Consider the following 16,298-nt stretch of genomic DNA (forward strand, 5'->3'; position numbering starts at 1 on the left):
CCTTTAGTTACATCGATAGACTAAAGCCGCTTCTTCTTGATGCATATTTTTTATTCAACATCCATTCCTTGTTCTTCGTAATACTTTTTAGCACCAGGGTGGAATGGTATTGGCATATTTGTTGCATTTTCTAAATTGATTTCTTTAGCAATTGAATGTAGCTCTTTAACTTCATCAACATTTTCATATATATGTTTGGTAAATTCATAAACTGCGTTTTCTGAAACATTCGGATTTACTACAATCGTAGTTCCCATAGACATCGTATCAATATCTTGCTCTTGTCCATCGTATGTTTCAGATGGTATAGTTGTTTTTCCGTAATATGGAGTTTCCTCTTTTAATGAATTAATCACATCATCTTCAACCGGCAATAGTTGTATATCTTTCGTAGTTGAAATCTCCATAATTTGAGAGTTTGGCGCAGCACTCATTACAAATACCGCGTCAACATTACCATCACGTAATGCATTCACACCTTCTTCAAAGCTAATAGTTTGCCCGTTAATATCATCTTCAGTAATACCAGAGGCCTCCAATATGTCCCATCCCATTATTTCTGAAGAGGACGCTGGCGGTCCAACCGCTACAGTTTTCCCTTTTAAATCACTTAAAGATTTTATCCCTGAGTCTTTCAATACAACAGCCTGGAAAGTACTTGGATAGAGGTAAGCTACAGACATAATGTCCATTTCCCCATCTTCTTCATACGTACCTTCACCATGGTAACCTTCATAAACAATATCTGTATTTGCAAATCCAAATTCACTTGTTCCATCATTAATCAACCGAATATTTTCTACTCCACCATTCGAAACTTCAGCTGAAACACTTAAAGTATCCGAGTTTTCACTAACAATGTTAGCTATTCCGCCTCCAACAGGATACCATGCTCCACCTGTACCTGCTGTTGATAAGGAAACCCTTTCATTTTCATCGTTACTTTTTCCTTCGTCAGATCCTTCGTCGTTTGCTGACCCATTATCGCCTCCACATGCTGAAAGCAAAATTAAAGCAACAAACAATAACAATACAGCCTTTAACTTTTTCATGCAATATTCCCTCCCATTAATTAAAATTCTTATCATAAATTATGTTAACATTTAGAAATCCACTTTCATTTTAGGTTTTTAACCAAAAATCATTTGTTTCTTTTAGCTTTTCCTACAAGTAATGTGGTCGGTTTAATTACTTAGGCTTCGGAAAGTAAGCTGTGATAGGCTTGAGCAAAGAGTTTAATCAAGAAAGTAATAATGTATATCAACGGCAGATTAACAAAAAGATTAGAAAAAATTCCTGAAAATTATTCACGGTTAAAATGTAACAACTCATAAATTTTAAATCCTAGGAATAAATTCAATTTCTCTTCCGTTTTTTTAAAATCACATCCCGTAATTTCTTCAATCCTTTTAATACGATATTTTAATGTATTAACATGGATATATAAGGCATTGGCAGTATCTTTTAAGGATTCATTATAGTAAAAGTACGTTTTTAATGTATTAATAAGTTCTTGCTTAGAATCTTCACGTACTAACTTATCCATATTACTCTCATAAAACTCATATATTTCTCTTCTGCCCAAGAGCGGACTTAGCAGCCGAAAAACCCCTAAGTCTTCGTAATAGATAATTTCTCTTTTTTCCTTAGTTGTTTTCGTTAATTGCAATGTTTGTTCCGCTTGCAAAAAACTTCTTTTTATCCCTTCTGGCCCTTCATCAATCTCCCCTACGCCTAAGCAAACAGGAGATTTTTGGCTGCTATAATCGTCGATTAGATTCATCACTTCTTCACATATCGAGTGTAACTTCTCATTATTATCAGCCTCTAAAATAATACAAATCCAATCTCTTATATTACCCACCAAAATAGTGGGCCATTTTTGCTGCAAAATTGAATTAACTTCTGTCTTTGTCAACAGTTTCTCTTCAGTAAATGATGGGGTTTTTTGGTTTTCTTCCAGCAACATGCAAACATAATTCTTATCCTCTGATATATGAAACTTAGCCCCCCACTCAACAAGGTCTTTTTCACTTATACTTGGGTTAAACAACAATTCCCTCATAAAATCATTTTTATACTGTTGTTCGACATCATACTTTACTTTTAAACGTAAAAATTCCAGCGATAATAAAGAAGCAGCTTTTTCTAAAATAGCTAAATCGATAGTAAGGTGGTCATTATTAACTTCCCAACTCGTAATGTTTCCAAAATAAGCCTCATCTACAATAATTGGAGCAACAATACATGACATTTTCTCTTTTCCATACTTCCGTTTATAACGAATAGGCCGTTTAATTATAATCAGTTCATCTTTTTGCTCTTTGGACAATGGCACAATAGGTTGCTGCGGTTCAGGTGTATGAATAAACGAAAACTCACTTTCAATGGTGGTAACATTTCTCGTTATTGTACTGACACTTTCAGCAAAAACATCAACCCCTTGCGAATTTAAAGAGATTTCTTGCAACACACTCGTAACTTGTTCCAAATTTTCTTGCAACACCACTTTTTCGTCAAAAATATGCTGCATTACTGGTGATAAAATATCCAAATAACTTACATGATCTGGTATTCGTATGACAGGAAACCCTAATTTATCAGCACTTTTTATAATAGTATCAGGAATGGCCTCCATAGAATGAAATGGTTTTATCGCCAACGCGGTTACTCCAGCATAGAAGAGTTGTTGAATCAACAAATTCTGTGCATCTTTATCATCTTTAATCGCATATAAAGATGTTAAAATTAATTCTCTTCCTTTGAGCCAATCCACAATATCGGGAACTTCCATAACTGTCATATTCTCTATAATCTTATCCAATCCCTCATGGCCAGCTACAACTTCGCATTCTCTAAAACGTCCAAGCTTCATCGAATTTCGTAGTGAAATACTCATGTGGCACCTTCCTATATGATATATTCTCATAAAAAATACTAAACGATTAACTTAAAGGCCTAACGATCAATATATATCTTTTTAATATTGCGAATCCTATTATAACATAGATTTTTAGAAAAATAGGTGAAACTCGTTCATTTCAAGCCATCGTAGAATTTTACCAGAATAACGATTTTCTTTGAAAATTACTAATAGTTTTTCCGCCAAATGCAAATCTGATAGACCATATTTTCATCCATAATCAAAACCACCAGTGTGAACCGGTGGTTTGCTCTGCGGCTGAAAGCCTTTGTTACCGGCCTCGGCCTTAAAGGCCCTCTGAACAGTTCTCCCTCTTGCACCGCACTCACTCGCTGATTCTAAAAGAATCTCTTATTTTTTCTTATTTTTCTTCCCCGTGAATGGATCATATTCTTCAAATAAAGTTAACTGATCACTCATATAGTCTTCTCTCAGCTAATTTCGAATATATTCTTGAATTTGATTTTTATTTCTTCCCACCGTATCTACAAAGTAACCTCGACACCAGAATTTGCGATTACCGTATCTATACTTTAAATTAGCGATCAAAAATCATTAAGCTACTTTTCCCTTTTAAATACCCCATAAATTGAGATACACTTAACTTTGGTGGGATACTAACCAACATATGAATATGGTCTTTACAAGCAGCATTTGCTTCATGTATTTCTACATTTTTTCTCTCGCAAAGTTCTCTTATTATTTCTCCTATACTTTTTTATATTTTCCATATATAATTTGTCTTCTATATTTTGGTGCAAATACAAGATGATACTTACATCTCCACTGTGTATGTGCTAAACTATTCTTGTCCTTCATTGGACATGCCTCCTTCTATGGCGAGATTTGGTGGTCGGGAAACCAACCTTATCTTACCATGAAGAGAGGCGTTTTTTGACCCCACGCTAGAAGCTCTCCAGAACCCCCGGCATAGCCAGGGGTTTTCAAAAACCACTAAATAATAGAAACTCTCAACGAATAAAACGTCTAATCATTGCAAGGAGACAAGCTTTCAGTTAAGCTTAAAGAAGATTTTCCTCTCAAGTAAGGAGGCTTATTAAATGAGTCGGAACATTAATTTAAATGAATTGGCTAGAGCACTTTATACGATTAATCGGCACGCAAAAACTGCTCCTGAACCGCAGCATTTGTACTTTATAAAAAAAGAGGCTATCAGCCGATTACTAAAAGAAAAGCGGGCAGAAAAAATAGGACTGCATTTTTCCAATCGTCCCAAATTCAGCAACCAACATTCTACATTGCTTGTAAAAGTAGATCAATACTATTTCCATATCCCTCCAGCAAAGGATGACTTTAAAAAATTAACGCATTTAGGTTCCCTTAATCAGAATTATCGTAATCCGCAAACAAAGATGCCTCTATCACATGCTAAAAAAGTTATCTATAACTACATTGACTGGAAACCAAAAAAGCAGCCATCGGTTACTCGTCAAGCCCATCACTCAGCCTATTTCACCCCATCATCCCTTGGTAAAATGGAATGGCCACCTAAAAAATCATTTCGCAATTAACAAGCAGCAGAAGGTTCGACGACACATTTCGTTGAATCTTCTTTCCTGTTTAATTAGACAATAATTTTCGTTTCAGTTGAAAAAACAAATATAAAATAACGACAAACAAACCAAAAAAAGCGATACTTTGCATAATAATTTTTATGACAGATGCGTGAAAAGCATCCGTGTAGATGATTAATAATGAAGAAAGCACAATAGTAGTTAAACTACTGACAATGTACGTGATGATTTTCGTCAGGCCATTTGCAACTAACCACAGCATTAGTGCATTAACAAGTAGGTAAATAATACAAACACTAAGAAATCCGAGTCCATACCAAATATGTTCTTCCGTAATTCCTAAAGGGGAAAAATGCCCGGTTTTGATCCAACTCACGGTACAACAACTACCTTTCTTATCAATTTCCCATTATCATTTTTGGCAATTATGGAAAAACTTATACATGTATTTCCATCGTACCTTTTTTGTTATACTAAAAAGGGAACTTTGTTAATGGGAGAGAGATGCTGTGAACAGAGCTTTTATACTTATCATTGCTGGAGCCGGTCTATGGGGAACAATTGGATGGTTTGTTAAGCATTTATATATGTACGGCTTTACGCCGATGGAGGTAGTTACATTAAGAGCATCTTCAACTGCTATTATCCTCGTTACATATTTACTGCTAAAATCGAGGAAAAGCTTAAAGCTTCATTCCATTTTCGATCTAAGATATTTTATCGGGACAGGAATTTTCAGTATCCTTTTCTTTAACTATTGTATGTTCACTGCCATCGAATTAACGACCATTCCATTTACTACCGCTTTATTATATACCGCTCCGGCATTCGTAATTATTTTTTCGTATTTTTTATTTAAAGAGCCTGTCACAAGGGAAAAGGTTATTGCACTCTTTCTTACAATATTGGGGATTTGTTTTATTGTTGGATTAATTCCGTGGAATTTTAATGCATTGCAGCCAATCGGAATTCTCTTTGGACTCGGATCCGGAATTGGTTATGCCTTTTATAGTATTTTCAGTAAATTTGCATTAAAAAAATATACGAGCATCGTTATTACAACTTATACGTTTGTTGCAGCAACTGTAGCACTTCTTCCTTTCTTTCCGTACAAAGAAAAAATATATTTGCTTGCTAATTCGAATGTTCTTTTTTTTGCAATAGGGCTTGGTTTATTCCCTACCGCTATTGCTTATATTATTTATACATACGGCTTGCAGCATACGGAAGCATCCAAAGCATCTATTCTTTCTACAATTGAGCCTGTCGTTGCTACCATTATCGGAGTTTTTGTATTCCGGGAAACATTTACTTCTGTACAACTGATTGGAATGGTCTTGATTTTAAGTGCTGTAATTTTTGTTCAACTAAATTCGAAAGGAAATAAACTGGAGGAAACTACGCATGTGGAGATTCATATGGAAGAGTAAAGAAGTTACTAAAAGATTTATTGTTAAGATCGGTGCATAACTTTCCGGGTCAATTATTCATTAACCGCGATGTTTTTCAAAATCTCTGCTCATCCAACTCATTTTCTCATCAAATTATCAAGTCAACTATTCTTTACTCCCGATTCAATATTCATTCGGTCGTACTGGTTTAATAGATTATCTAGTTTTTGACTGACCTCAATTGATTCATCACTAGTAAATCCTTTCGTAAAAGCTATTTCAGTCATATGGTTTCGTAAGGTTTCAATTTGTTTTATAAGCCTATCATTGGTATCCATGAAAATAGTACTCCTCTCTTGGCCTAAACACAGATGTATCGAACCGAAACGATATCTTAGACCCATTATAGTATAATCAAAGAAACCAAGCTTGTCTATGTCTTTTTTGTGACATTTAAAGAATATTTTGTTTATATATTATAATAACCGAAAAATTTGCATTCGAAACGTAAGAAAGTCTATGCTACTATAGATAATGACATATACATGTCGGTGGAAGGATGTCATCAGTGAGTGAAACAAAAGAAAAAAAAGAATGGATCGAATGGGTCAAAGCTATTGTTATAGCACTTTTGCTTGCTTTCTTTTTAAGAAGCTTTGTATTTGCAACTTCAATAGTTGAGGGAGATAGCATGGATCCGGCTCTCGAAGACGGGGAAAAGGTCATTTTCAATAAATTTGTTTATATTATATCCGAACCTGAACGCGGTGACATCGTCATTATTAATCGACCTCATAAAAATTATGTAAAAAGAGTCGTTGCTTTACCTGGAGAAACGGTAGAGATGAAAAATCATACATTATATATTAATGGTGTGGAACATGATCAAAGTTTTCTGAACGATTCGGCTAGAATGTTAACAGGTAATTTTGGCCCGATTGAAGTTCCGGAAGAGAGTTATTACGTCATGGGCGATAACCGGGCAATAAGCAAGGATAGTCGAAATGGCCTCGGTTTTATTGGCAGAGAAGAAATTATCGGGAGATCGGAATTTATTATTTACCCGTTCAATGAATGGGAGCTAACCAGATAAAAGTGAATCTTTATCCAATGAATGATTACTTTCCTTTCCATTGAACGATAGTTCTAAAAAATGACTAGAAACAGTCAATAAGGTTTCCAGAAAGTGAAGGGTTACAGCCCTTATAATACTTTTATATTAATTAAATAATAAGGTCTGACACATCCATGTCAGACCCTTCGTCGTTCATTATTCATGATCAAACAAACAATATCCAATATTCAATGCGGCAATTCCTAAACAAATAATGCCAAAAGTAATTTCCCACATGGGCGTTACTCCTTTCTGTTATTATGCATTTATACTATATGTACTTTTTTGCATATATATCATGACTTTCCTACATCATAGCAATTTTGTAGCATTAAATAAAGTCATTTCTATTGAAAGCGTACCAATAACAAATGGAAATTGTACTATTTTGTACAATGGCCCCCTCTTGTTCTACATGCGAAAAAATTTTAAAACGGTGTTAGTGGCTTATTGAGATAAATCAACTTGAATTATGCCCGGATCCGCGTCGTTTTCAATAAATAGACACCTATAGAATAGATATAAGTATTTCTTCGCGTGCTTTTTTCATGAGTGACTTCTCTTCACCCGTATTAACCGATAATAATTTTCTCCTTAGGATAGTGCACTTTCCCGTTTTGTTTTCTCGTTTTAAACGTAAATAAAAATGTCAAAATACCAATTCTTCCTATAAACATTAATACCATTAAAATGATTTTACTGAAGGTTGTTAACTCACTCGTAACCCCTAAAGACAAACCTACCGTCCCAAATGCAGACGTCACTTCAAACAACAGTTGCATGATCGGAAACGGCTCTACGATTAAGAGGATCAGCAAAGAAAAAACAACGAATATAAAAGCCATTAATGTCACTGTTACAGCTTTTAATAAATCTTCTTCATATACTTCCCGTTTGAAGAGACGTATATTCCGCCCCCCTCTTGCATAAGTGATAATAAAAATAATAACAAGCGCAAATGTAGTTGTTCGAATCCCTCCGCCGGCACTACTTGGTGAAGCACCGATAAACATTAAGACCGACATAAATAAATGATTTTGTTCCGTTAACAAATTGACATCCATCGTAGATAATCCAGCACTTCGCGTTGTAACCGACTGAAACAGGGAATAAAACAAACTTTCATGCCAGGACTTCCCTGCAAAGAAATGGTTCATGTCCAATAAATAAATGAAAATCGTACCGATAACAACGAGAAAAAAGAACGTAATTGTTGTCACTTTTGTAAACAAGCTAAAACGCATATATTTACGGTCTTCTTTTTTTGACAGAAGAAATTCCTTAACTTCTACTAAAACCGGAAAACCGATCGCACCAAAAATAATAAGCAATATATGCATAAATTGAATAAAATAATCATTGCGATATAAATGCAATGATTCGCCAGTAATATCGAATCCACCATTCGTAATGGCACTAATTGTAGAAAAAAAACTATGCAAAAAAGATTCTTGTACCGTCGGATAATACTGTAGATAATACAATCCCAGAATGACGAAAAAAATGAATTCAATAATAAATAGAACGTATATAATTTGAATAATCAGTCGAACCATACCTTCAAAGTGTGTTTGATTTTGATCCGTCATAATTAAACGTCGCTCTTTCAAACCGATTTTTTTACCTAAAGCAATCCAAATGAGCGTTCCAATCGCCATAACACCAATTGCACCCAATTGTAAAATAACAGCTAGAAAAATAATACCAGTCGTACTAAGCGTATCTGCAACCGTAATGGTACTCAAACCCGTCACACTGAAAGCACTGACCGCCGTGAACAATATATCAATAAAAGGAATATCTACTCCCTCCTGGTGTGCAACCGGTAAAGCAAGAAGTGCTGTTGAAATAACTACAGCAATTAAGTAAAAAAATAATAATATTTGTACAGGGGATAAATTATTTACCCACCGGACAAAAGAATGTTGGTTAAGCATATTAATACTCCCTTTTTATATCGAATAAACACGACTCGGTGCGAGTTCAAAAAATTCCGTATTAAATACAAGCCAACGAAGAAATTCGTCACTAATAATTTGGTGTCTTTTTGAACAACTTCTTAGTGGTAATTATAACAAGTGTATGTAAATAATACTCGCTTTTTTTCGACATTTCCAGTAAATCTCGATACAATTCAATTAACTCAATAAGAACCCGCTCATAGAGCGACTTCAGAAAGGTTGTTTTACCATGGAGTTAACGACAGATCTTGGAGATAAAATTATAAATGAAACGAAGCGACTAATTAATGAAAATATAATTATCGTAAACAAACAGGCAATCATTATTGCTAGCACTAACAGGGAGCGGATTGGTCACTTTCATGAGGGTGCAAGCGAAACGATTAAAAATAAGACCGTAACCGTCTTGACAGCTGGTGATGAGCAGACAATGCAAGGTGTAAAGGCCGGTATCAACCTGCCAATTACGATTCAAGGAAATGTTATCGGAGTCATCGGAATTACCGGTAACCCGGACAAAGTTGCACCATTTGGTTCCTTAATGCAAAAAATGACCGAGTTACTAATTAAAGAAAATGTATTCATTCAAGAAACCGAATGGAAGGAGCGTATCATAGAGCGGTTTGTATTTGATTGGCTCCAAGCAAATACGATCGACGATGAATTCGTAAAAAGGGCATACACCCTAGGAATAAATTGGGAAATAAATATAAGATGTATCCTTGTTGTTTTAAAGCATATAGACAATGAACCAATATCCCCTATTATTTCAACCAGTAAAAGCTGGCTGGAAGAACACTTGAAAGGTATTGTAATCAAGTGGGAGGAAAACAAAATTCTTATTTTATTGGAAACGAACCAAGCATGTCCGGAAGATGCATTACTAAACGATTTAGAATCATTTCAACGCTTTGCCAACGAAAAGTTACAAACGAATACAGCTATCGGAATTGGAAATGCTGTCGATGCTGATTCTTTAGAGACCTCCTACGCTCAAGCAAAAAAGGCTTTAAAAACAAGTAACTACTCCATTGTTCTTTATAATGATCTCTTTCTGGATATTTTACTCACCGATATTTCTGAGCAAACGAAAACGGCTTTTATCAATCGTACATTACAAACGATTATTCATGATAAATTGTTGCTTCAAACATTGCAAGCATATTTACAAAACGATTTACAACTTAAGACAACCGCCGAACAACTGCACGTCCATATTAATACATTGCATTATCGTCTAAATAGTATTTATGAACGTTCAGGTTTGAATCCTAAATGTACGCAAACCATTACTGCATTTTATTTAGCCTTTCTGTTTTTAGATGAAAAACCAAATATACAGAATGCTAATCCATAAATTTTGTACCTTTCTATATATATTTTTCTGAATCTTTCCATTAAAATAAAGGTAACGTCTTTAAATCGACACATAGATAAGGAGAGATGCTATGTTGCGGGAACAGCATATTAAACAACTGGAAAGGCTTGTAGGAGCAGAAAATGTTGTAACAGACAATGCTTCATTACTTGCCTATTCCTACGATTCAACCGCTCAATTCCAAGCAATGCCAGACGCAGTGATTGCACCAAAAAATACAAATGAAATCGCGGAGATTGTTAAATGGTGTAATAAACATAAAATCCCGATCGTTCCCCGTGGTTCCGGAACCAATTTATGTGCCGGTACGACACCTCTTTCAGGTGGAATCGTCCTGTTGTTCAAACATTTGAATCAAATCATGGAAATTGATGAGGAAAATTTAACAATGACCGTACAGCCTGGCGTCTATACGAAAAAAATCCACGAAGTAGCTGAAGAAATTGGACTTTTTTATCCACCCGATCCAGGATCCATGCATATTTCCCAGATTGGCGGAAATATAAGTGAAAATTCCGGCGGACTGCGTGGATTAAAATACGGCGTAACAAAAGATTATGTTCTTGGACTTGAAATTGTCCTGCCTACAGGGGAAATTATTCGAACCGGCGGCAAGCTGGCTAAAGATGTTGCCGGGTATGATTTAACAAAATTATATACAGGAGCAGAAGGCACGCTTGGCATCATAACCGAAGCAATTTTAAAACTTATCCCTAAACCAGAAACAAAACAAACAATGCTCGCCCTTTATGATGACTTGGAAAAAGCCGCTGAATCCGTATCAGCCATCATCGCTAATCGAATCATTCCTGCTACGATGGAGTTTCTCGATCGGCACACGCTGGAAGTCGTTGAAGACTACGCACGTATTGGCCTGCCGACAGATGCTGAAGCTGTTTTATTAATTGAACAAGATGGCGCCCCGGAAATTGTACAGCGCGATATGGAATCCATCACAACATTATGTAAAAAGAATAACGCGTTTCAAGTGACGCTCGCAGCATCTGAAGAAGAAGCAAGTCAGTTAACTGCTGCCAGAAGAACAGCATTATCAGCCCTTTCCCGATTAAAACCGACGACCATACTGGAAGATGCAACTGTACCCCGCTCAGAAATTGCCAAAATGGTACGTGCCATTGGAAAAATTGCCGAGAAATACGATATTACGATTTGTACGTTTGGGCATGCCGGTGATGGCAACCTCCACCCTACTTGTTTAACAGATGTACGTAACCAAGAAGAAATGATCCGGGTTGAAAAGGCACTTGGTGAGATTTTTGAAACGGCGATCGCCCTAGGCGGTACGATTACTGGTGAACATGGCGTTGGAGCGATGAAACTTCCTTATTTGCACTTAAAAACTGGTGAGGCGGGTATTCAGGCAATGCGTAATATTAAAAAGTCCCTTGACCCAAATAACATTATGAACCCCGGTAAAATGTTTTCAATGACCAAGGAAAGCGTGGTGGAAAACAAATGATCGATTTAAAAGAAAAAGAGCGCATTCAAAAAGATTTCAAGAAAAAAATGGACTATGATGAAATTTTAAATTGTACCCGATGCGGTTTCTGTTTGCCGAGTTGTCCAACGTATGTGGAAACGGGAGACGAAGTACATTCACCAAGGGGAAGAATTGCAATGATGAAAGGTCTCGTGGACGGGGCCATCGAACCAACCGAGGAAGTGAAACGTTCGATTGACCTTTGCCTAGGATGTCGAGCCTGTGAACCAGTCTGTCCATCCGGCGTACAATTTGGCCATTTGCTGGAACAAGCAAGAGATGCAATCTATCAAAGCAATAAACAATCAGCCCCAGTAAAGTTGGCTCGAAATCTTGCTTTTAACAACCTATTTCCATATCAAAATCGAATGATTGGCCTTACAAGTTTACTAGGGTTATATCAAAGATCTGGCTTGCAAAAAACAGCTAGAACAATCGGATTCATGAAACTGTTTCCCGAAAACTTGCGTACAATGGAAAAGGTCCTGCCCCGTATACCGAAACGAAAAGAAATGAAAAACAGGCCGACACATTTAAAAGCCTATACAAAACAACAGAAGAAAGTCGCTTTTTTCTCCGGTTGTTTAATGGATACGGTGTTCATGTCAACAAACGACGCAACGGCAAAATTATTACAATATGCCGGATGTGAGATCGTTATTCCGAAAACCCAAGGATGTTGCGGAGCATTACATGGCCATAGCGGTGAACGTGACCAGGCAAGAGAAATGGCCAAAAAAAATATTGAGGCATTTGAAAAAGCTGAAGTTGATTATATTATTACAAATGCCGGCGGCTGCGGAGCATTTCTCGTTGATTATGGTTATCTTTTAAAAGATGACCCGGAATGGAAAACACGTGCAGCAGCTTTTTCAACAAAAATAAAAGATATTACAAGCGTATTAGTGGAACTCGACTTTCACAAAATGAACTTGCAATTGGATGAGCAAGTAGTGACTTATCAGGATTCCTGTCATTTAAAAAACGGCCAGAAAACATTTATGGAACCGCGTCAATTACTCGAATCAATCGAAGGCGTTGACTATGTGGAAATGAAAGATGCTGGACGATGTTGCGGTTCTGCAGGCATTTACAATATAGTTGAATCCGAAATGTCCATGCAAATTCTCGACTATAAAATGGAACAAACGAAACAAACAAAAGCCAAAACGATCGTTACCACTAACCCCGGCTGCCTTTTACAAATGAAACTTGGAATTGAACGAGAAGGTTTGACTGGTCAGGTCGAGGCTGTGCATATAGTGGATTTACTGTTAGAGGCATATGAACAAGCCGGACGTAATGTGTAAACTTATAATCAATATCCCATGAGTGAAAAAACACTGGATCAGCATACCTGCAATTCTTTACCAGCTGAACGAAGTTTATTTCTAAACAACATCCAGGAATGCTGGTCTAGATATACGCTTCTTATGTATAATAGTAATCAGTCAAGAAAGAAAAGAGGTTTATATCACATGCTAACCAACTTGCAAAAACTGTTCCCCTCCCTTATCACAACGTTGCCAACAGACGAGTCTACAAGGAATCTTTACCAGTGGTATATGACCGACCACCAGCCAATTGGCATCCTAAAAAGCGAGCTTACGACAAACGACATAGCTTTATTATCTACCTTTTTAACTCCTAACAACATGAACCTCCCAATCCTAACAGAGGAAGAGAAAAAGTGGAAAAGATGGATGAACGCTTCAAATGAGGAAGTGACTTTCCCAAGCACAAACAGTCCATACCGTTTTGTTTATTTCCGAATGGACAAAAGCGAGATGGACCCATTTGCGTTTAATGAAGCGATTCAAACATTGTTCCCAAAAACCGTACCAATTCTATGGGAAAATGAGCTGGAAGGTATTATTGTTGAAGAACAATCAATCGCCGACGAGGACATTGATTACAGACGTATTATCGACGTATTAATTAGCGATCTATACGTGAACATAAAATTTTTCGTAGGATTATTTCAAAACAATCTAAATGATATTTCCGCCTATTATACTACAATCAAAGAAACTGCCAATACTGTATTTAATCATTCCCAAAAATCCGTTATTACATATCCTGAAGCAATTCCGTACATTTTATTAAATCGAATAAATCCTTCTGTACGGAAACAAATCATCTCAAGCGTCCTTCGTGAATTTGCCGAGGATACCGACATGATTCATACAATCCAAACGTTGTTCCATTGTAATTTAAACGTTTCCGTCACAGCAAAGGAATTGTATATGCACAGGAACAGCTTGCAATACCGAATTGATAAATTTTGTGATCAGACAGGAATTGACCTTCAACAATTTGATCAAGCACAAGCGGTTTACCTCGCATTATTATGTAAAAACTATGAATCTGGCAAACATGCCTAATAGTTGTCAGCATTTTTGTGCAATTTTTCTCTTACGAATAATTAGATAATTCTATATCATTAAAATAGTAGTTAAATACAAATGTAAGGGGAAATTTTAATGGCAGAATTGCAATTAAACAACATTAAAAAGATATATGGAAAAGACGTTGTAGCAGTTGAAGATTTTGATTTACAAATTGAAGATAAAGAATTCGTTGTGTTTGTAGGCCCATCCGGCTGTGGGAAATCAACAACATTACGAATGATTGCCGGATTAGAGGAAATATCAGGAGGCGAGCTGTATATCGACGATGTTCTAATGAACGATGTAGCCCCGAAAGATCGGGATATCGCCATGGTATTTCAGAATTATGCCTTATATCCACATATGAACGTATACGATAATATGGCTTTCGGATTAAAGCTTCGAAAGTTTAAAAAAACAGAGATTAAAGAACGTGTACATAACGCCGCAAAAATATTAGGCTTAGAAGACTTTTTAGACCGGAAGCCAAAGGCTCTATCAGGGGGGCAACGACAACGTGTAGCACTTGGACGTGCCATCGTCAGGGATGCAAAGGTTTTTCTAATGGATGAACCATTATCCAATCTGGACGCAAAGCTACGTGTACAAATGCGGGCTGAAATACAGAAACTGCACCAACGACTGCAAACGACGACGATCTACGTTACCCACGACCAGACCGAAGCAATGACAATGGCAACAAGGTTAGTTGTCATGAAAGACGGTATCATCCAACAAGTTGGCGCACCAAAAGAAGTATATGATTATCCGGAAAATGTGTTTGTTGGTGGATTTATCGGTTCCCCTTCCATGAACCTTTTGAATGGAACACTAACCGATGGTTTCTTCGTAATGGGAGAAACGAGCGTCAAAGTACCGGAAAATAAGATGAAAGTACTAAAAGAAGCAGGATACGTAAACAAAGGGTTAATTCTTGGTATTCGTCCTGAAGATATACACGATCAAACTGTTTCAAACGGATCTTTTCCAGATGCTAGATTTACTGCAACTGTTGAAGTAGCTGAGCTCATGGGTTCAGAAACAGTAATTTATTCTAAAATTAATAAAGAAGATTTTGTTGCCCGCGTTGAAGCACGTAAAGGGATTTTGGCTGGGTCAGTACTTGATTTAGCTTTCAACATGGATAACTGTCATTTCTTTGATAAAGATACTGAAATGCGGATAAAGGGGAAAGAGGATAGCGCAGTAGCGATGGAAGCGTAGGATTATTTACAGGATGTTGATCGAATCAATTTCAAACTAATCTTATCATGCAGACAATTGAAAAGTAGAATTTTCGAAAACCATTTAAAATCCGGTGCTAATTCTTAGACAGAATAAGCACCGGATTAATGCATCTATTTATCTTCCACAAATTGATTCGTTAAACTGCCTAACTTTTCAATCTCTACTGTCACTTCATCTCCTGGTTGAATGTAAACTTGTTTTTCCTCGGGTAAGCCCATTACTACGCCCTCGGGAGTCCCCGTTAATATAATATCACCTGGAGTTAGTGTCATATACTTAGAGATATAACTAATAATTTCATCGCAATGGAAAATCATATCTGATGTATTCGAACTCTGTCTCTCTTCCCCATTTACAAATGTTTTTAAGGTTAGATTATTTGGGTCATCGATTTCATTACTAGTTACTAAATATGGACCAACTGGACTAAAGCCGTCACAACTTTTTCCTAATAACCATTGAGAACTTACAAATTGCAGATCCCTTGCAGACAGATCATTCGCTGTTACATACCCAAACACATGATCAAGGGCTGTTTCTTTTGCTACATCTTTTGTTTCCTTTCCGATTACAATCCCTAACTCTACTTCATAATCTAGCTTTTCAGTCACTTTTGGAACAACAATATTTTGATTATGACCTGCTAGAGTATTGTTATATTTTGTAAATAAGATTGGCGTTTTTGGATATGGAGAACCAGTTTCATCCGCATGTTTTTGATAATTTAACCCGACACAAATAATTTTATTTGGCGCAGTTACAGCCGGACCAAAGCTAACCTCATTTTCCGCAATCATATAAGATTTGTCTTCCGGCAAATCTTGAATATAGCTTTCAAGTTTTGATATAGTGGATTG

Annotated in this window: 14 protein-coding genes and 1 pseudogene; 8 read left to right on the forward strand and 7 right to left on the reverse strand. The window is 36.5% G+C overall.

The annotated features are described in order from the left end of the window. Positions 1–50: 50 nt before the first annotated feature. From ACLIBG_RS12315 to tnpA, 3 genes and pseudogenes are all read right to left on the reverse strand, one after another. Entirely contained in the window at positions 51–1,052 is a 1,002-nt protein-coding gene (locus ACLIBG_RS12315) for a TAXI family TRAP transporter solute-binding subunit (protein WP_439313064.1), read from the reverse strand. 251 nt (positions 1,053–1,303) lie between these two features. After that, on the reverse strand, positions 1,304–2,899 hold the full coding sequence (locus tag ACLIBG_RS12320) for a PucR family transcriptional regulator (protein ID WP_439313065.1): 1,596 nt from the start codon (positions 2,897–2,899) through the stop codon (positions 1,304–1,306). Between the two features lie 375 nt (positions 2,900–3,274). Further along, positions 3,275–3,742: pseudogene (gene tnpA, locus ACLIBG_RS12325) on the reverse strand (IS200/IS605 family transposase). 242 nt (positions 3,743–3,984) lie between these two features. Between tnpA and ACLIBG_RS12330 the strand changes: the two are divergent. After that, positions 3,985–4,455 (forward strand): YkyB family protein, encoded by a 471-nt coding sequence (locus ACLIBG_RS12330; protein WP_439313066.1) that lies wholly within the window; start codon positions 3,985–3,987, stop codon positions 4,453–4,455. Between the two features lie 49 nt (positions 4,456–4,504). On the opposite strand, the gene ACLIBG_RS12335 is transcribed toward ACLIBG_RS12330, so the two are convergent. Next, positions 4,505–4,834 (reverse strand): hypothetical protein, encoded by a 330-nt coding sequence (locus ACLIBG_RS12335; RefSeq protein WP_439313067.1) that lies wholly within the window; start codon positions 4,832–4,834, stop codon positions 4,505–4,507. A 133-nt stretch (positions 4,835–4,967) separates the two neighbouring features. Here ACLIBG_RS12335 and ACLIBG_RS12340 point away from each other — a divergent pair, with 133 nt between their 5' ends. After that, entirely contained in the window at positions 4,968–5,888 is a 921-nt protein-coding gene (locus ACLIBG_RS12340) for a DMT family transporter (protein ID WP_439313068.1), read from the forward strand. 122 nt (positions 5,889–6,010) lie between these two features. Here ACLIBG_RS12340 and ACLIBG_RS12345 read toward each other — a convergent pair whose 3' ends face one another. Then, entirely contained in the window at positions 6,011–6,187 is a 177-nt protein-coding gene (locus ACLIBG_RS12345; RefSeq protein WP_439313069.1) for a Spo0E family sporulation regulatory protein-aspartic acid phosphatase, read from the reverse strand. A gap of 221 nt (positions 6,188–6,408) precedes the next feature. On the opposite strand from ACLIBG_RS12345, the gene lepB reads away from it, so the two are divergent. Then, a complete protein-coding gene (gene lepB / locus ACLIBG_RS12350; RefSeq protein WP_439313070.1) occupies positions 6,409–6,942 on the forward strand; it encodes a signal peptidase I in 534 nt (177 codons plus the stop codon). Between the two features lie 593 nt (positions 6,943–7,535). On the opposite strand, the gene ACLIBG_RS12355 is transcribed toward lepB, so the two are convergent. Beyond that, complete coding sequence (locus tag ACLIBG_RS12355) at positions 7,536–8,900, reverse strand: TrkH family potassium uptake protein (protein ID WP_439313071.1); 1,365 nt, start codon at positions 8,898–8,900, stop codon at positions 7,536–7,538. 253 nt (positions 8,901–9,153) lie between these two features. Between ACLIBG_RS12355 and ACLIBG_RS12360 the strand changes: the two genes are divergently transcribed. From ACLIBG_RS12360 to ACLIBG_RS12380, 5 genes are all read left to right on the forward strand, one after another. Further along, entirely contained in the window at positions 9,154–10,281 is a 1,128-nt protein-coding gene (locus ACLIBG_RS12360) for a CdaR family transcriptional regulator (protein ID WP_439313072.1), read from the forward strand. A 91-nt stretch (positions 10,282–10,372) separates the two neighbouring features. Further along, on the forward strand, positions 10,373–11,782 hold the full coding sequence (glcD, locus tag ACLIBG_RS12365) for a glycolate oxidase subunit GlcD (RefSeq protein ID WP_439313073.1): 1,410 nt from the start codon (positions 10,373–10,375) through the stop codon (positions 11,780–11,782). Next, positions 11,779–13,113 carry a (Fe-S)-binding protein gene (locus ACLIBG_RS12370; protein ID WP_439313074.1) on the forward strand — a complete coding sequence of 445 codons (1,335 nt, stop codon included), beginning with the start codon at positions 11,779–11,781 and terminating at the stop codon, positions 13,111–13,113. The genes glcD and ACLIBG_RS12370 overlap by 4 nt, the downstream gene beginning before the upstream one ends. A gap of 168 nt (positions 13,114–13,281) precedes the next feature. Beyond that, positions 13,282–14,187: a PucR family transcriptional regulator gene (locus tag ACLIBG_RS12375; protein ID WP_439313075.1), complete on the forward strand. Its 906-nt coding sequence runs from the start codon at positions 13,282–13,284 to the stop codon at positions 14,185–14,187. A gap of 99 nt (positions 14,188–14,286) precedes the next feature. Then, complete coding sequence (locus ACLIBG_RS12380; protein WP_439313076.1) at positions 14,287–15,417, forward strand: ABC transporter ATP-binding protein; 1,131 nt, start codon at positions 14,287–14,289, stop codon at positions 15,415–15,417. A gap of 134 nt (positions 15,418–15,551) precedes the next feature. Here ACLIBG_RS12380 and ACLIBG_RS12385 read toward each other — a convergent pair. Beyond that, a partial coding sequence (locus tag ACLIBG_RS12385) for a fumarylacetoacetate hydrolase family protein (RefSeq protein ID WP_439313077.1) occupies positions 15,552–16,298 on the reverse strand: 747 nt, incomplete at its 5' end.

The sequence above is a fragment of the Virgibacillus sp. W0181 genome, from assembly GCF_051846915.1.
Lineage (GTDB): Bacteria > Bacillota > Bacilli > Bacillales > Amphibacillaceae > JBPYCR01.